At 68.5% G+C, this 16,464-nt stretch carries 6 protein-coding genes and 1 pseudogene; 4 read left to right on the forward strand and 3 right to left on the reverse strand.

The window, feature by feature from the left end; all coding sequences use genetic code 11:
* Nucleotides 1–229: 229 nt before the first annotated feature.
* Nucleotides 230–5,563 carry a sacsin N-terminal ATP-binding-like domain-containing protein gene (locus ACYUED_RS36675; RefSeq protein ID WP_491288873.1) on the forward strand — a complete coding sequence of 1,778 codons (5,334 nt, stop codon included), beginning with the start codon at nt 230–232 and terminating at the stop codon, nt 5,561–5,563.
* A gap of 309 nt (nt 5,564–5,872) precedes the next feature.
* Here the strand turns inward: ACYUED_RS36675 and ACYUED_RS36680 are convergent, their stop codons facing one another.
* Both ACYUED_RS36680 and ACYUED_RS36685 read right to left on the reverse strand, forming a co-directional pair.
* Nucleotides 5,873–7,186 (reverse strand): PD-(D/E)XK nuclease domain-containing protein, encoded by a 1,314-nt coding sequence (locus ACYUED_RS36680; RefSeq protein WP_491288874.1) that lies wholly within the window; start codon nt 7,184–7,186, stop codon nt 5,873–5,875.
* A complete protein-coding gene (locus ACYUED_RS36685; RefSeq protein WP_491288875.1) occupies nt 7,183–9,465 on the reverse strand; it encodes an argonaute/piwi family protein in 2,283 nt (760 codons plus the stop codon). Before ACYUED_RS36685 ends, ACYUED_RS36680 begins: the two co-directional genes overlap by 4 nt.
* A gap of 496 nt (nt 9,466–9,961) precedes the next feature.
* On the opposite strand from ACYUED_RS36685, the gene ACYUED_RS36690 reads away from it, so the two are divergent.
* A complete protein-coding gene (locus ACYUED_RS36690; RefSeq protein ID WP_491288876.1) occupies nt 9,962–12,892 on the forward strand; it encodes a putative dsRNA-binding protein in 2,931 nt (976 codons plus the stop codon).
* Between the two features lie 37 nt (nt 12,893–12,929).
* On the opposite strand, the gene ACYUED_RS36695 is transcribed toward ACYUED_RS36690, so the two are convergent.
* Entirely contained in the window at nt 12,930–14,453 is a 1,524-nt protein-coding gene (locus tag ACYUED_RS36695; protein ID WP_491288877.1) for a hypothetical protein, read from the reverse strand.
* 248 nt (nt 14,454–14,701) lie between these two features.
* Between ACYUED_RS36695 and ACYUED_RS36700 the strand changes: the two are divergent.
* A pseudogene (locus ACYUED_RS36700) lies at nt 14,702–15,004 on the forward strand (transposase); the annotation flags it as partial.
* An 89-nt stretch (nt 15,005–15,093) separates the two neighbouring features.
* On the forward strand, nt 15,094–16,452 hold the full coding sequence (locus ACYUED_RS36705) for an AlbA family DNA-binding domain-containing protein (protein WP_491288878.1): 1,359 nt from the start codon (nt 15,094–15,096) through the stop codon (nt 16,450–16,452).
* Nucleotides 16,453–16,464: the final 12 nt, after the last annotated feature.

The raw sequence follows: 16,464 nt of genomic DNA on the forward strand, positions 1-16,464 counted from the left end.
TGGCTAACTGGTGATCCCGCGCTATGTTGCTTCGCTTCGAACGGTCAACGTGCCGGAGCGTGCCTGCGCGTGCGCGTGCGAACCATCACCGTGCAAGCGATTTGGGCCATCAGGCCCATACCGGCCACGTCGGGCCAACCGCGAGAACGACGGAGCCCTGGGCTTCTTCCCGCTCAGTAGGATCACCGGCAGAGCGGGGCGGGAGGCGCACGGGGTGGGGAGAAGCGGTATGGCTACGGGGGGCCGGCGACCGTCGGCGGAGCGTGTGCGGCAGCGCCGGTCGGCCGCCGTGCGCAGGCGGGTGCACGAGAAGGCGCTGGTCGAGGTGCGCGGCTGTCTGCGGGACTGGGACGACGGCCGTGACGCGGCCCGAGAGGCCAAGGCCGTGGCCGAGACGATCATCGCGCCCGAGTACGAGGGCCGGGTGCTCATCGAGTTGTTGCAGAACGCGCACGACGCGCACCCGGCCAGAGCCACCGACGGACGTATCGAGATCCGCCTGGACGAGGACGAGGGTGAGCACGGCACCCTCTATGTGGCCAATCGCGGCAAGCCGTTCGGCGGCAAGAACTTCAAGGACCTTTGCAGCATCGCCCTTTCCAGCAAGCGTGCCGACGCTGGGATCGGCCACAAGGGCGTCGGTTTCAAGAGCGTGCTGCACCTGTGCGACGCGCCCGAGGTCTACAGCGTGGCCAGGGAGGGGTCTCGGCTCCTCGACGGGTTCACCTTCCGGTTCGCCCGGCTCGATGACTACGACGCGCTCGCCCGGGAGGTGGCGCCCGAACGCGCGGGTTTCGCTGACTACTTGAAGGAGAACCTGCTCACGCTGAAGGTGCCGGTCTTCCTGGAGGAGGCACCGCAGACCGTCCAAGGCTTCGCGCGCCGGGGCTTTGTCACCGTCGTCCGTCTGCCGCTGAAGTCGGCCGACGCGTGCTCGGCCGCCGGGGCGCAGGTGCGGGAACTCATGGACGACAACGCCCCGTTCGAGCTGTTTCTCGACCGGTTGGAACGTGTCCGGTTGGAGTGGCGGGCTGCGGGGGAGACCCGGCGCAGGGTGTATGACCGTCAGGTGGAGGTGCTGCACCACGCCCGTGGCCTGAAGGTGCAGCAGGTCACCTTGCGTCGGCGGATGCGTCTGATCGTCATCTGCGGGAAGGCCGACCCGGACCGCGCCCGGGAGGCGCTCGCCGCGTCGATCGAGAAGAGCGGGATGCGACGCGACTGGATGGCCTGGGAGAAGAAGGCCGAGGTACGCGTCGCCGTACCGGTCGCCGATCCCCTACGGGACGGGCGGCTCTACGCCTTCCTGCCGATGGGCGAGCAGATCCCGGCGCCCGTGCGCGGCTATGTCCACGCACCGTTCTTCGCGGAGATGAACCGTCGTTCGTTCAACGAGGCGGTGCCGTGGAACGGCCTGCTGCTCGACACAGTGGCTGAGGTGTGCGCCCGGGCGGTGCTCGCAGCGGCGGATGGGCGGGCATCGATTCCGCCTGGCGCGCTCGTCGACCTGATGTGCTGGCAGCCCAAGGCACTGGCGCGGCTGACGTCTGCCTTCCAACGGCTAGACCATGGCATCGCCCACGTGCCGTTCATCCCGGTGATCGGAACGACACCCGGGGCTCGCACCTCCCTGCACCGTGCCCTTCTGTGGGAGGGGAAGATCGGCTCCACGATCTTCACCCCGCACGCTGTCGCCGCCACGGGGGTCATGGATCTCCTCGATCCGCATCTGCACCCCATTCGGTTGCGGCGGCTGGCGTCCCTGGCCAGGAGCGCGGGCACGCGCCTCGAACCCCCCACAGAGCGCCTCGCGTCGTGGGCGGAAGGGCTCGCCGGGGCCGCCGTTCGTGACACCTTTGATCCCGGATGGTGGGCGGACTTCTACTACGACCTCTCCCAGGCGTTCCCCGACGGCTCGGCCCTGACCGGCAAGCGGATCGTCATTACTTCCAGGTCGACGACGGCACCGGCCGGCGCGGACGGCGTCTTCTTCGACCGCGACACTCCGCAGGGCGGCTCCCTGCCGACCCTGCCCGACGGCCTGTCCGACCGCCTGCACTTCGTGCACGAGGGCATCGCCTGGTCAGGCAAGGGCCGCAAGCGCAGAGCCCAGGGCCGCAAGTGGCTCAGGACCGCGAACCTCGTCCATGACTACGGCGCCGACCGGGTGCTCGCGGTCGTCGCAGCCGCACTGAGCGCGGACAGCGAGGACAACGGCGTACGCCTGGCCTGCCTCCGCTACGCCTGCGCGGTCTCCCACGCTCTGGAGACGGAGGGCCGCAGGGCTCCCTTCCTGGGGGATCTCCACGTACTGACCCGGGCCGGCTGGATCGACGCGAGCCGCGCCATGTTCGGGCCGGGATGGCCCGCCGAGCACTCCTCCGTCGACGACACCCTGACCCGATTCCTGGAGCGCGTCCGGGAACTGTCTCCCGTGCTCACCCAGACGGAAGGACGGCTCCTCGTCCGCCCCGACGAGCTGTGCGGCGACGCGATCCCCGTGGAGGCCATGCGGCGCTTCCTCGAACGGCACCACGTCGCTCATGGCCTCCGTCCCCGGAACGAGACCTTCCGCACGAGTGTCAGGGGAGACGCCCTCAACCGGCCCTCCCGTTTCTGGGCCCCGGACCGGCAGGATCTGCTGCCGCAGTGGCGGACGAGCGCCGAGCGCTGGCGGAACCGGCGTAGGGTCGGCTACATCAGCGTGGAGTACCACTCACGCTCCCGTGCCGCGGCCATGCTGCCCGGTCAGGACGACTACGCCGCCTTCTCCGAGGAGGACCGCAGACTCTACGCGGAGCTCATCGTGCACGGCCTCGCCTTCGCCTGGGCCGACTCCGCACTGGAGATGCAGTTCGTACGCCACAGCGATCCCACCGGGACGCCCTGGCCCACTCCGCTGTCCGCCTTCCTCACCCACGCACCGTGGATCCCGCAGACGGCTGCCCCGAGCGCCACCTCGGAGGGGACCGTGTTCGCCACCGCCGGCACGGCCTGGTGGTGGCACGGCACGCAGCCCCCGCCCCAGTTCCTCGGCGTGGTGCCGGCTTCCTTGCGCAGCAGGCGGTCCGCCAAGCTCGTGGCACGGCTCGGCCTGCTCGGCATCCGCTCCTGGGACGATCCCGGCACCGCGCTCGACCGGCTCCGCCACCTGCCGGACCTGGTGCAGGCCAACGTCCACCTCAGGGAAGGAAGACTCGCGCACGAGATCGGACGGGAGTACGAGAAGGCGTGGGCGCAGCTGCTGCCGGCGGAGGGCGGGACGCGCACCGCCGACAGCGGGCAGCCCGCGGCGCCGCGCCGGCTGCTGGTGACCCGCGCTGGTGCCCTCGCCTCGCTGGACCCGGCGGAGACGGACGAGACGGTCTTCGTCCCGGATCCTGACGGGGCCCAGAACCGAGCCCTTCTGGACCGGGTCCTCGTGCCCGTGATCCCGGTACGGGACAGGGCACTGGGCGGCCGGGTCCACGCCTTCCTCCAACGGAGGACGACGTTCGATGTCCAGCGGTGCGGCGAGGCCGCGCACGACATCCAGGCCGACGGATTGCCCGTCCGTGATGCACCGCACGTGCCGTTGACGGAGTACGCGGGATCCTGGCTGCTCACCCTGGTCGCGGCCCTGGTGGAGTTCGACGAGGAACGAGCGTCCCGTCCGGAGCCCGTGGCTGCGGCCGACGTGGCCGGCCTACTGCATCGCTGCGACGTGACCGTGGCCGGCGAGGCCGTCCTCTGGATCGCCGGCCACCGCCTCACCGAGCACGGAGCGGACCGAGCCCTGCTGCACCCGCACCCAGACCGGCCCCGTGTGGTCGTCGTGCACAGCGAGCCGCGTACCGGCTGGCGAGTGCTCCGCACCGCCGCCCCCGCCGTGGCTGCCCTCATCGGCGCGCCCTACCTCGCAGACCTGCTGTGGAAGGCGCTAACCAAACTGGAGGAACGCGGCCTGAAGACCGACCACGTCCCGGAGGAGGATCTCACGGACGTCCTGGACCTGCGGCCGCACCAACTGCACGCCGTCCTCGCCGAGCGGGCGTCACAGCGTTCCGGCAGCGCGCGGCTGGTCCCCCTCCTCGCCTGCCTTGATCTCGACCTCGCGGAGCAACTGCGGCAACGCGCCGAGGACTTCTCCGACCGCGCCGCCCTCCTCACCTGGCTCACCGACCGGATCGGCGCACCGAACGCGGAACAGCTCATGCGGTTGCTGGAGGACGACGACCGGGAACGGCAACTGAGCGCCATATCCGTGCCCCTGGCCGACGCCAACCGCGCATGGCGCGCCCTCGGCCTCCCGGAGATCGACAACAGGGACCGGCATGAACGGCATTTCGCGGCATGGCTTCAGCGGAACCGTCCCGCGCTCGCCGAGCGGATCAGGGACGCCTATAGGGACGTCCACCGGTCCGGACGGTCCCGGGCCGGGTACGTGAAGCTGCGCGACCTCTCCCTACTCGCGCCGGACCCGGCCTGGCACACGACGCTGTGGCATCTCTCCGACGAACTCCTCCAAGCCCACGCGGACGCCTGGCTGTTGAAACAGCTTCCCGCACCCTCGTCGACGTCACGCCCGCTGAGGCCACTGGCCGAGGTACGCGAGGCATCCAGCACAGCGGTGCACAAGCAGGTACCGCGGCTGCGGCAACTGATCGAGGAGTGGGAGCGCCTCCATCCCGCAAGTCGCCCCACGGTGCTGCCCCCGGCCCAGGACGTCCTGCGGGAACTGGACGGCGACGGCCTGCTGGACTTCGAAGTCTTGTCCGTGAAGGCGTCGATCGCCTGGCTTAGGGCTCGCGGCCACTGGCCCCAAGACATGCCTCTGTCGGACCGGCGCGCGGACCTCGGACTGGCCGCGACACGTCCCCCGGAGCCCGCGGGGAACACGGGCGGAGCCACGGGCGAAGGCCGAACCGGAGGGTCCGCACCCGGCCCCCATGTAGTGCTGAACGGCAGGCCCGTGTCGGCCCTGCCCGACGACCTGGCGGCGCTCGCCCGCGAGGTGGCCGCAGACCTCACGCCTGAGCAGCGGGCCACCTCGGCCACGTCCGCCACGGCGCTCGCGCCCCGTATTCCGCAGCCACGCACCTCGTCGTCGTCCGGTGCAAGGTCGCACAGCGGTTCGTACCAGGTCCCCGCGAGCGACCAGGACCGGACATTGGCCGTGGGCCTTGCGGGGGAGGCGGCGGTGGGCGCGTGGCTGCAAGAGCAGTTTGGGGTCGAACCACAGGACTCATGGAAGTCCGGTCTGCGAGTCCACGGGCTCGCCGGCGCGCAGCCGGGAGACGACCGGCTCGGATACGACTTCCTCATCCACGACGGCGACGCGACCTACCTCTACGAGGTCAAGGCATCCACCGGCGACAGTGGCGAGATCATCCTCGGCGAGTCCGAGGTTCGACGCGCTTCTCGCCTGAAGTCGGACGAGACGTACTTCATCGTGTACGTCTCTCACGTCCTCGACCGCGACCGTCGCAACATCACCGTCCTGCCCAACCCATTCGGCGCCCCCAACCTCGCTGGCTACGAACTGGTCAGCACCCAGCTGAGGCTCCGATTCAACCATGGCTGAATCAACAAGTTCGTGCCCGGCTGACTGTGGGACGACGGAGGTGGCTCGCTCCATCCAGGCATGCCCGCCCTCGGTCCATATTGCCGCCGAGTTCCTCGAACACGCCCCTGACGTGGTGCTCACGATTCCTCGATGGCCCAGTGCCCGCGAACGCGTTCCGCAAGGTCAGCAGCGTTCGCCTGGTGCACCGTCAGACTCGTGATCGCGTAGACGCGTTCGGGCATACACCGGCAGGTTCAGGCCAGCCGCGAGAACGACGGAGCCCTTGGTGCGAATGCGAGGCTGGACATGCCCTTTCGTATGCCTGGGTCACGCATCGGGAGCGCCGTCGGCCTGTTGATTCCTGCGTCGTCGTCGTGGCGTTCGTTTGGGTTTCGGGATGTGACTGGGACGGGAGACGATGATCACATCGGTGATGTCGGGAAGCTTCAGGAGAGCGTTGCGGGTCGTGTCGTGTTCCTGGACGGAGGAGGACTCGTCGTATATGAAGACGGTCATCTGCCGGTAGGACGAGTTTCCGGCAAGGTAGCCGATGTAGTCATCGTAGATCTCCTTCTCGAAGGTCTTGAAATCGGCGGCCTTGCGCGCGTATTTGACCTCGATGAGCAGAGCGAGCGAAGGGATGCCGAAATCCGCGCGGTAAGTGCTGTGGCCGAGCCGCCGGAGGGTTTCTTCCTCGACGAGGTCGTCGAATACGGGCCGGAGCATGAGCCAGAGGATGTTCTGGATCTCGCGTTCCGAGGTGATGGGCCACCTGATGGGGTTGTCGAGGTCGTCACCGTCGTAGCGCCATTGCCGCATCGCAGCCTCGAAACGGCTCAGGAGAACGCCTACATGGGTGCGGCTCAGGAGAGTCTCGTCGATGCTGGCGGTGACTATCTGGGCGGTTGCCTCAAGGAGTAGCGCTGCCCGAGGCGCGGTTGGCTGCCCTGTATCGGTCAGGAGGATGTCGCTGAGCAGCCGGGACTGCAGTCGCCGCAACTCGTCCTGGTCCGTGAGCGGTACGTCTCTGGCTGAGACGGTCAGCCAGTGAATACAGGCAGCTTCTACCGGATCGCGGATGCTGCGGGCGTCCACCGCAACGGCGGTTGTGGTGCCGAGGATGCGCCGGGCGTGTTCCTGGAAAAGGCTCAGGAGGATGTTGGCAGGGCGCAGCTTCGGGTCTTGGAGGACCTCGGCCAGCCATGTGCGGGCTCGCGGAGTGTCATCCTGCATTGAGTTGACGGCGAGCGCGAGTCCGATGATTTGTCCGGGGTCGTTGACGAAGGTGACCCCGTCGTCCTGGAAGGGGTTCTTCCGCATGAGGGCAGGCAGGCCGACGGTCAGGTGTTTCCGGGCGGCGGACTGGGAGGCGGCTGTTGAGGAGAACCCGGCGAGGCCGTAGCCGAGGACGGCCAGGCCGTGAGAGTGGGCGAAGCGGTGCTCGTTGTCGGCGAGCCATGCCGGCGCCAGGGGGTTGACGTCCCAGTCGAAGCTGAGGCGTCGTCGGCTCAGGATGTGATAGGCGAGCAGGCCGTCGAGGTTGCCGGGCGCGTTCGCGCGTCGGATGCATTCCTCCAGGCGGGCGGTCTGCGCGGCCAGCAGGTGTCCGGTGGGTGTGGCTCTTCCGGGTTCTTCGGTCACAGGAACCACCGGCTGGAGCGCAGCTTGGTGGCGACCGCGTCGGCGTTCCAGTTCCGCACGTGGCGCAGCTGTCCGAGCAACTCAGCGATCAGGTCTGAGTACAAGATCGTCACAGGAATGCGTGACGGGTACATGCTCCGCCAGGACATCGCTGTGAACCGAAACGCCTGCCGTCCCAGGTATTCGATGTCAGTGAAGGTCGAATGGCGGTGGAGCTTGAGCAGAAGCGGCTTGGGGGCACCGTGCAGAGCGCTCTTGAGATCCATGGGCCCGCTGACAGCCACGAGCAGCTCACGCTGGCCGATGGGTACGGCATGGCCACGCTCCGGCACATAGTGCCCCTTGGCCCGGCCGCTGGCCCCCCGGTTCACTCCCGCGCTGGCCCGGTCGAACATGACCCAGTCGTGGTCGGTGCTCACGTGCACGAACGCGAACTCGACCCTGGCGTACGTCCGGGTAAGGCGCTCGACCAGCTCCTTGACCGCAGCGGCCTCAATGTCTTTGAGCGGTTTGAACACATGGAAGATAAGGCGCAGTTCGTCGCCCTTCTGCCAGGCGTTGCGGATCTTGATCGCGTCGATGCATTCTGTCAGGGAGCGCAGGAGTTCCCGGGGGTAGTCGTCGTAGTCGGCCTCCCGGGACGTGTTGGAGAGAAGGTAGTTGCCGTCTGCGCTGAACACGGTGGTGATGCCCACTACTCGTTCCGGCGCGGTGAGCCGGCTCTCTTTGACGTGCGCGCTTCCGATGCCGATGACCAATTCGTGGGTGAGTGAGCGTGGAGCGGCGATCACGAAGGGGATTCCGCCCAGCTTGGCGTAACAGGCCAGGGCAATGCTGTTGAGCGGGTAGGCGAGCTTACTCAGTCGGACCGTTTCGATTCTCACGTCCTGGACGGGGACGCCCTGTCCCATGAAGGCTGATTTCGCCACAAGGTACGGGCTGTTGTCGCCCGTGAGATGAGCCTGATCCTCGCTGGTGATGACGATGGCCAGGTCGATGTCCCCGCTGAGCAGTGCCCTCCGGCACGCCTCGCGGTAAGCGTTGGCATCGGTCGTGGCCCCGTCGAAGGGGTGCAGGGAGACGTCACAGCCGGAAAGGTGATACTTGCGGATGAACCCGAGGCCGAACGTCCTTTCTCCTTGGATCCCGTGGAGGAACTTGAAAAGGAAGTTCTCGACGACACCTTTGTGCGCGCGGGGTGTGATGACGGCGATCCTCGGTTTCTTCTTCGCGAAGAATTCCACGTCGAACGGGCCGTATTCGTCCAGGCCGCGGTCGGGTGACCGGCTCGTCTTATCTCCGGCCTGGTCGAACTGGAACGTCGGGGACTGGTAGTAAGTCCCGCTCAATTTCCTGCCGCTGCTCGACCCGACTGGCGGCTCGATGACCACGGACAGGTCACCGGCCACCTGTAGTTGGCCGAGTCGCTGCAAGCGGCCGGCAATGCTGACCGCACCCTCGTAGCGGCCGAAGGCCCCGAGCAAATCGAACGTCTTCTGGTCCAGTTCCTTGAGAATCCTGGCGCTGTCGCCTCCGGCCAGGGCACGGACCACGTCGTCGAAGGTCTCCCGTCGGCTCTCCAGCCACGCGTTGCTGGCAGAGATTCGGGTCACCCCGGGGGCATCGCGCAGTACCAGGTCGGTGCCGTCGACGTGGTCGACAGCACCGACCGCCTGCCGGGCGGCGTGGTGATCCATGCGCGGGTCGGGTGTGCTCGCCGCGTCCTCGCTCAGCACGTAGCGCCCGCGCACGTCGAGGCCCTGGTGGATCAACTCGTCCACCGTCATGTCGATCTCGTAGCGGCTCTTCACCCCGACGATCACACCAGGGTGGTTCGAGGGACCGATGGTCCTGCTGTCCAGCCGGTATTCCGGATAGACGTGGAGCCTTCCGAGGGCCTCCTGACGCCGGCCGCGGACTGAAGGCTCAAGCAGATCCCTGCCCGCCAGGCGAGAGACGAACACCGGTGGGCTAAGCCGACGCACCTTGTACCCCCAGCCCAGCACCGACCGGAGCAACGCCTCCTGGACGAGACGCATGGTGAGGGACCGGTGATCGCGTGTCCGGAACGTTGTAGGCGTGCCGTAGACGTCGCTGTCGGCCTGCACGGGAATGCAGGCGATGCTTGTTCGTGTCTTGGCGACCACGTGGCTGTCGCCAAGCTTGGCTCGGAGGTCAGCGAGTTGCTCGGGTGACTCGAATTCGATCAGCCCACCCTTGAACTCGTCCGCCGAAAAGCGGACCGGCAGGAAGTTAAAAGCCAGCACCGGCGGATTCATTCTGCCCCCTTGCGTCCAAGCCCCATTCCCTCCCCGGCATCGAGGCGGTTACACGTCACGGCACCTCGTCACCAAGGTGCCCTTCACGCTCAGAGCATTGTGGCACCGGGGTATGACAACGGGCGGGGAAGAGCCGCTTGACCGGATCAATCACGTGATGCCGGTCAGCCGTAATCGCCACAACCGGAGCTCTCCTTGAGTTCTCCGTGTGCCCGCGAGCCGCGCCCCTGCCCTTGGCGGACCGCCACCTCATCCTGCGAGCGATACGGAACGATCCGTGTTGGGTGAACCCTCCCCGAACCTGCGCTCGGCGGCATACGCTGGCCAGCCAGTGCCGCCGTGATCACCGGGAGCCCCGGGAGGCGCGGCGGGAGGAAGGACAGCAGGACCGGGGCAGGCCGCCCGCCTGTACGCAAGCACCGGGCACTGTACCGATGCCGTCTGGGAGCGCGTGCTGTGGCCGGGCAGGGCCGCGTCGCCCGGCAGGGGGAGGGCCATGAACCGCTGGGTCGGCATCGTGTCGCTGCGCGAGACTGCGCCGCCGACACCCGTGCACCGCATCGCGCTCGCCATCGACGCCGCGCGGAACCGGACGTCGTACCAACTGGCCGGCCGGACGGTGCCGTATGCGCGGATGCGGTCGGCGCTGCGCACGCTCGGTCAGGAGCACGCGCGCCACCATGAGTGGGGGCGGTACGAGTACTGCGTCGACCTGGCCGGCGACTTCTTCGACGGCGGCCACCCCCCGACCGGCCTGCCTTCCTGGCTCACCAACAAACTCCAGAACCTCCTGGACGGCAGGTCCGGCACACCGCCGACGGGCGGGCGGAGGGCGCAGGCGGCCCCTCGGCGGGCTGTCTCGCGTCCTGTCCACCAGCGCCCGGCGTCCACCCGCCGGGGCCGGAACACACCCCCCGAAGCCGCACGCCCAGCCCGGCTGGCGCGGTCGGCCCCGCCCGCGACCGGACAGCTTCCGTCGCCCGAGCCGGTCCGGCCCTACTCCCGCGCCGAACGGCGGCTCGACGTCCACGACGTCACGTACCCGGCGCTTTGCGACCCACCCGTGTCGCTGGTGGGCACGTACGGGCAAGAGGTCCGCGAGGTCGTGGGGAAGGCCGTGCGCGGATGGGACGCCAGCCCCGAGGTCACCGCCTGGCTCGGCCTGGCCGTCGAACACCGCAGTCACCTCTACGAGAGCCACCACGCCGCCCAGGTCACACCGCACGTGCTCGGCCTGCTCGACCGGCTCGGCGCCACCGCGCTCGACGTGATCCTGCTCGACGCTTACGCGCGATGGGCGACCCCTTGGAAGGCGGGCGAACAGTCGAGCGAACACGCCCGGCGGCGCGCCGCCGCCGACCTCGCGCTCGGCGCGTGGGTTACCAAGCAGGGGCTGGTGCGCATGGGCGCGGGGGAGGCGCAACAGCCCGCCAGGTCCGTCTTCGAAGGAGTGGCCCGGCAGATCCTCGGCGTGCTCAGCCTCTGTGGCGAGCACGAGATCGCCCGGAGGCTGGTCGTCTCCGTGTGGCCCGACCTCGACCGCCCGTCCGCGGAGACGGGAGCCGATCCTGTCACTCTGGCGCATACGGCCTTCCACAAGGAAGGACTGACCTACGACTACGACGAGGAGGGCCCGGACCACCGCAAGGTCTTCCGCGCCGCCGTCCGCACCGGAACCGGCCGCACGGCGGAAGGCACCGGCCAGTCCAAGAAGGCGGCACGGACGGCGGCGGCACGAGCCCTGCTCGACGCATACCCGCAGGTGGCCGCAGCGGCGGGCGCCGAGCGGAAGGCGGCACCCGCGACCCTGCCGGCCGCGTCGCCGCTGCCGTACGCGCAGCCGGGCAATCGGCACCGGGACGCGGTGAGCGACCTAGCGGCCATGTTCGAGCTCGGCCATCGCGCGGACGGGCTCCTCGCCCAGGCCCTCACCCATGTCTCCTGGGTCCACGAGAACCAGGCAGCGGCGACCGCTGCCCGCCAGCGCGACAACCACCTGCTCGCCCACCACGGCTCGCACGTGGTGAACCACCTCGCCGCCCACCTTCGCGTCCGCCAGGCCCTCGCGCACAGCCTCACCCCCGACGAGGACGAGGCGCGCATCCTCACCGCCTCTGACGACGACACCGCCCGGCTCGGTGCGACCCTCCAGCTCGCGGAAGGGCTGCTGACGAGCCGTGGTGAGAGCGGACAGGGCCGCACAGCGGTGTCGGACGCCGCCCAGGCGGTCGTCGCCGCGGCCTGGCGCGTCCACGGGCCTCGGCTGCTTGGGCGCCGGCCCGCCGTCCTCGACGACTGGCTCTCCGGCCTGGAGCACCAGCACGACCCGGTGACCGTCCTCGCCGCCATGGCCACCATGTACGGCATCGAACACGAGTACACGTACGACGTCTCAGGGCCGGACCACCTGAAGAGCTTCACCGCCACGATCGGGCTGCGGGATGCTCGGGGCCGGGTCCACCGGTGGACCGAACCTCTGCCCGGAACCCCCGGAAAGCCGGAGGCGAAGAAGGCGACCGCCGAGGCCGTCCTCGACATCCTCGCCACCCCCGTCAACGGCGTCGTCGACGATCTCCCCGCCCCGGAACGGGGCCTGCTCGTCTTCCTCCTGCGCGCCCAGCTCGATGGCCTAGGCCGGCCGACGGAACGGCAACGCGCACGCATGCTCGCCCGCGGCGACCTCGGCACCGACCTCCTCACCACCGGCGACACCGAGGCGTTTCTTGCCTGGGCAGAACGCGTCTGCCCCCTGCTCGGGCCGGACGGCACGGCCGTACCGGACGCGTTGCGCGAGCTGTACCGGAAGGTCCTCGACGACACGCGCATCGGGCCCGGCTCGCTCCTGCGCCGCATGGCCGCCAGCCCCGGACCCGACGCCGCGAGCGTGGTCCGGCGAAACGCGACGGACGCCGTACGGCGAGCCCTGAGCAGCGGGCCGCAGGCCGCCTCGGTCCGAGACATCGTGCAGGACTGGTGGCGCGACCAGGCCCCGGCCACCGGCGTCACGGTCCGCGACGACATGCGTCAGGACGTCTTCCGCCCGCTACCCGTCCACCTCGGCGCGCTGGACGAGACCCTGACGTGGTGCGGCGAAGCCGCCGAGGCAGCCGGCACCCGCATCGACGTCGAGCTGACGGTTCAGGACGGCACCCTGCACGTCTGGCTCGGCCTCGACAAGGTGGACATCCGGGCAGCCTGCGACGATTTCGCCCGCCTGCTGTCCCACACCCTTCCGTTCACCGACTGCCTGGTCGGTGACGACCATGTACTGCTGCGCCTGCACGGCGATCTCGAGACGGCTTCCCTCCATCCCCTGGCCACAGCGGGCATGGATGCCTACGTCTCCGTGCCGCTTGATCGGCGGAGGCTCACCAGGGAAGTCACCGACGGGCCAATAGGAGCACAGGACGTGCAGCCGTACTCGTGAGCCCGGCCACCGGCCCCAACTGCCCCGTCGCCACCGCTCAGAGGACGGTCCTTGACCCCGGTTCCAGTCGGCCGCTGGCCCAGGGGTAGGACGCCCATCCCTGGACGAGGATCGGGTTGAGGGAGTTCTCGTGCCCGTTCAGGCATTCGTTGAGCGCCCAGGTGGAGCGCTCGGGGTCGGCCGCCCGTTCCAGGAGCAGAGAGCTGGGTGTGGTGTCGGTGAGGGTCACCAGGCGTTCGACTTCGTGGGCTGCGACGACCGTGGTCGGGATGTCGGCGGTGGGTAGGTCGAGGTGGGGCAGGTTGGCGTTGGCGACGGGGAACGGTTCAAGGGTGACGATCAGTGCCTGCCGTGGACGGTCGGTCGGAATTTCGGCGAATGCCGGATGGCGCTGGTCGATCTGGCCCGAGGTGGCGTTGACCTGGCGGAAGGCGCGGGCGAGTTTGCTGTCGGTCTCGGCGACGCCAAGTTCCAGGCCGAGGCGGGCGTTCTCGGTCGGCATCATGGACTTGACCTCCACGAGCAGCACCAGGTCGTCGAAGACGACGAACCAGTCGACGCTTTGCAGTTCGTTCCGCTTGACCCGGTACGTGATCTCCGAGATGACATCGGCGTCCGGCATCAGGCGGAGCTGGCGGCCGACGTACTCCTCGAAGAGGTAGCCGGTCTCCTGCAGGAAGTCGGGTCCGAAGTGCTCGCGTCCTGTGTGGTATATGCCGGCCGGCGTCGCTTTGCGCCAGACCAGCTGAGGTGAGGGGCACAGCAGGCCGGGTCCGAAGCCGGTGACCGCGGGCCGGCCGAGCAGCGGGTTGTAGGTGAAGCGGCGCAGCTGGGCCGCTTTGCCGCCAGCCACCTTCGCCAGGTTCTGCGTGGTTCGCTTCTCGGCTGCTTTGAGGGAGGCCACGTCGGTGGCGAAGTGGCGTTCGACGACGCGCAGCACCGTGTCCCGGCTCACGGCGCGGTTGAACTTGTCCCCATCGGGGCCGTCGTAGAACGCGGGATCGAAACGCCCGGCGTTCAACAGCGCACATCCCCACAGCAGCTGAGCGGTGCCGACGTAGTCGGGCAGCGGGCAGCCGAAGACTTCGGTGTCCCAGCCGGGGACTATGCAGCGGGGTTGCCGGCGTGCGGGGAACGGTGTGTGCAGGTACAGCGCGGCGGTACGGGCGAGAGTGGCGAACTCCGGGGTCTGGAAGGCCATCTGCTCGCCGCCCAGACGCATCATGAAGTCCCTCAGGCGGATCGGATCCTCGTCGGTACCGTGCAAGGTCGGTTCCTTCAAGCTGGAATACGCCGCGAGGATCTCCAGCAGGTCACGCTCGGTGGCTTCGGCCCTCTGGTGCTCGGTGCCGTATGCCAGGCAGACGCGGGCCGCATCAGCCAGAGCCCAGGGCGTGTACTTCAGAAAGGGGCTTTCCAGCCAGGGCTGTGGCCGCTCGAGCGTGCTGTAGCGAGCCGCCGCTGCAGCGATCAGGGGAAGCAGCGAGCTGGGACGATGACGCCGGATGCGCTGACGGTATTCGTCCTCCGTCACCAGCCGGTCATACAGGTACGCAGCCATCCCGCCATGATCCTCGCCGCCGATAGATTATTCGAGCGGTTTCTCCTGGTTGGTACTGCACGCGCGTATGCTCCGGGCAGCATCCGACTGGAGCGGATCGCCCGCTCTCGCGCCCGGCTCAAGTCAGGCTGTCGCCGACCCACGGTGGGTGGTTCGTGAGTCTTTGGGTCGTTCTTTGGTCGCCTGAGGGTGTGGGGTGTGGCTGAAATCCGCAGGATCGCGGTGCGGGCTCTGCTGGGGTTGGCGGGGTGAGTGAACGCAAGCCGCATCCCAGCGACTTATCGGACGAGCAGTGGTCGTTGATCGAGCCGATGATCACCGCGTGGAAGGACCGGCACCGCTCGGTCTGCGGTCATCAAGGCGCCTACGGCATGCGGGAGATCGTGAACGCGATCCTCTACCAGGGGCGGACCGGCTGCCAATGGGCCTACCTCCAGCACGACCTGCCGCAGAAGAACGCGACGTACTACTACTTCGCCGCCTGGCGGGACGACGGAACCGACCAGGTCATCCATGAACTCCTGCGCCGCCTGGTCCGGGACTGCGAACGTCTGCCACGGCACGGAGCGCTTTCGGCGCGCGCCGGTGGATCTGCTTAATCCTGTGACAGATGGGGGTGGTTCGGGCAGCATCGGGCGTCATGGTTGCTCTTCGCTCCCGCCGTCTGGAGGGGCTCTTCGGAGCCCGGCTCGCCGCGGTCTCGCACGCTCAGATCGCCACCCTGAGGACGAACGCGGTCTCTGAGTCCTACGACCTGGAGTTCAAGGGGGAGCTCTATGGCGGTAACGACAAGGCCAAGCGGGACTTGGCCGGTGACGTGGCGGCCCTGGCCAACACCGCCGGTGGAGTCCTGCTGCTGGGAGTTGCCGAAGACGACCAGGCCCGGGCGACAGAGCTCCCCGGGGTCGCGCTCAGCGACGCTGAGGTGTTGCGGATCCGAAACATCGTGGCCGACCAGGTCCACCCCCTGCCCGTCTTCGACGTTGAGCAGATCGAGGACCCGGACAAACCTGGTCATGGGATTCTGATGATCGCTGTGCCCCGCAGCCCCTCCGCTCCGCACGGAGTCCTGGTCAACCAGGGCCTGCGCTACCCGCGCCGCAATGGCGCCAGCATCATCTACCTGACGGAGGCCGAAGTGGCCGCCGCCTACCAGGACCGCTTCGCTCGTCGCCAGTCCCGCCACGACGACCTGCTCCGCTACGAGCGGGACCTGATCGGCCGCCTGGACGTGAGCGACCAGACGTACGTCGTTGTCACCCTGGTCCCGGACCTCAGTGGGGACTTCATCCTCGACACCAAGGCCCTGCGAGCCTTCCAGCAGGAAACCCGCGACAAGGACCTGCTCGTCATCCCGCGTGGTGCGTACGTCCGGCACGTCACGGTAGGCAGCCGCCGTCTGATGGCGCACGGTGGCTCCGAGCCCGCGACGGCCAAGTGGATCGCGTGCGAGTTCCACCAAAGCGGCGCCGGCACCTTCGCCGCCGTCGCCGCCAACCGCACCGACCTTGCCCGACCCGGCCAGGTGGATGAGAACACCACGGTCAGTCGGATCGAAGATGAGGACCTGGTCCTCGACATCTGGTCCGGACTCCGGCTCCTGGCTCGCCACGCACGGGACCGAGCTGCCGCAGGAGGCACTGCCACAGTCCGCGTGACCATCACCCCTGTCAACGCCGACCTTCCGGCCGAACTGCGTCACCCACGCGGACACGCCAATCTCGGCGGCAGTCTTGGCACTCACCAGGTGACCGAGCCACCCCAAGCGACTTCCGTCTTCGACATCGATGACCTAGCCGAAGACGGACCGGGTCTGATCGCGGCCACCTCCGTCCTCGCAGCTGGCCTGATCCAGCACTTCGGCTACCCGGAGACCCTCCAGATGACCACTGACGGCGTCATCCGGACCAAATACTGGAGTTCACAGCGCTACGGCCCTGGCGTGCAGCAGTGGGCCACTCAAGCCAACGTCGACATGACCGACGACACCGTTGACTGACTGTCGACCGCT

This window comes from Streptomyces sp. DF42 (assembly GCF_058267695.1).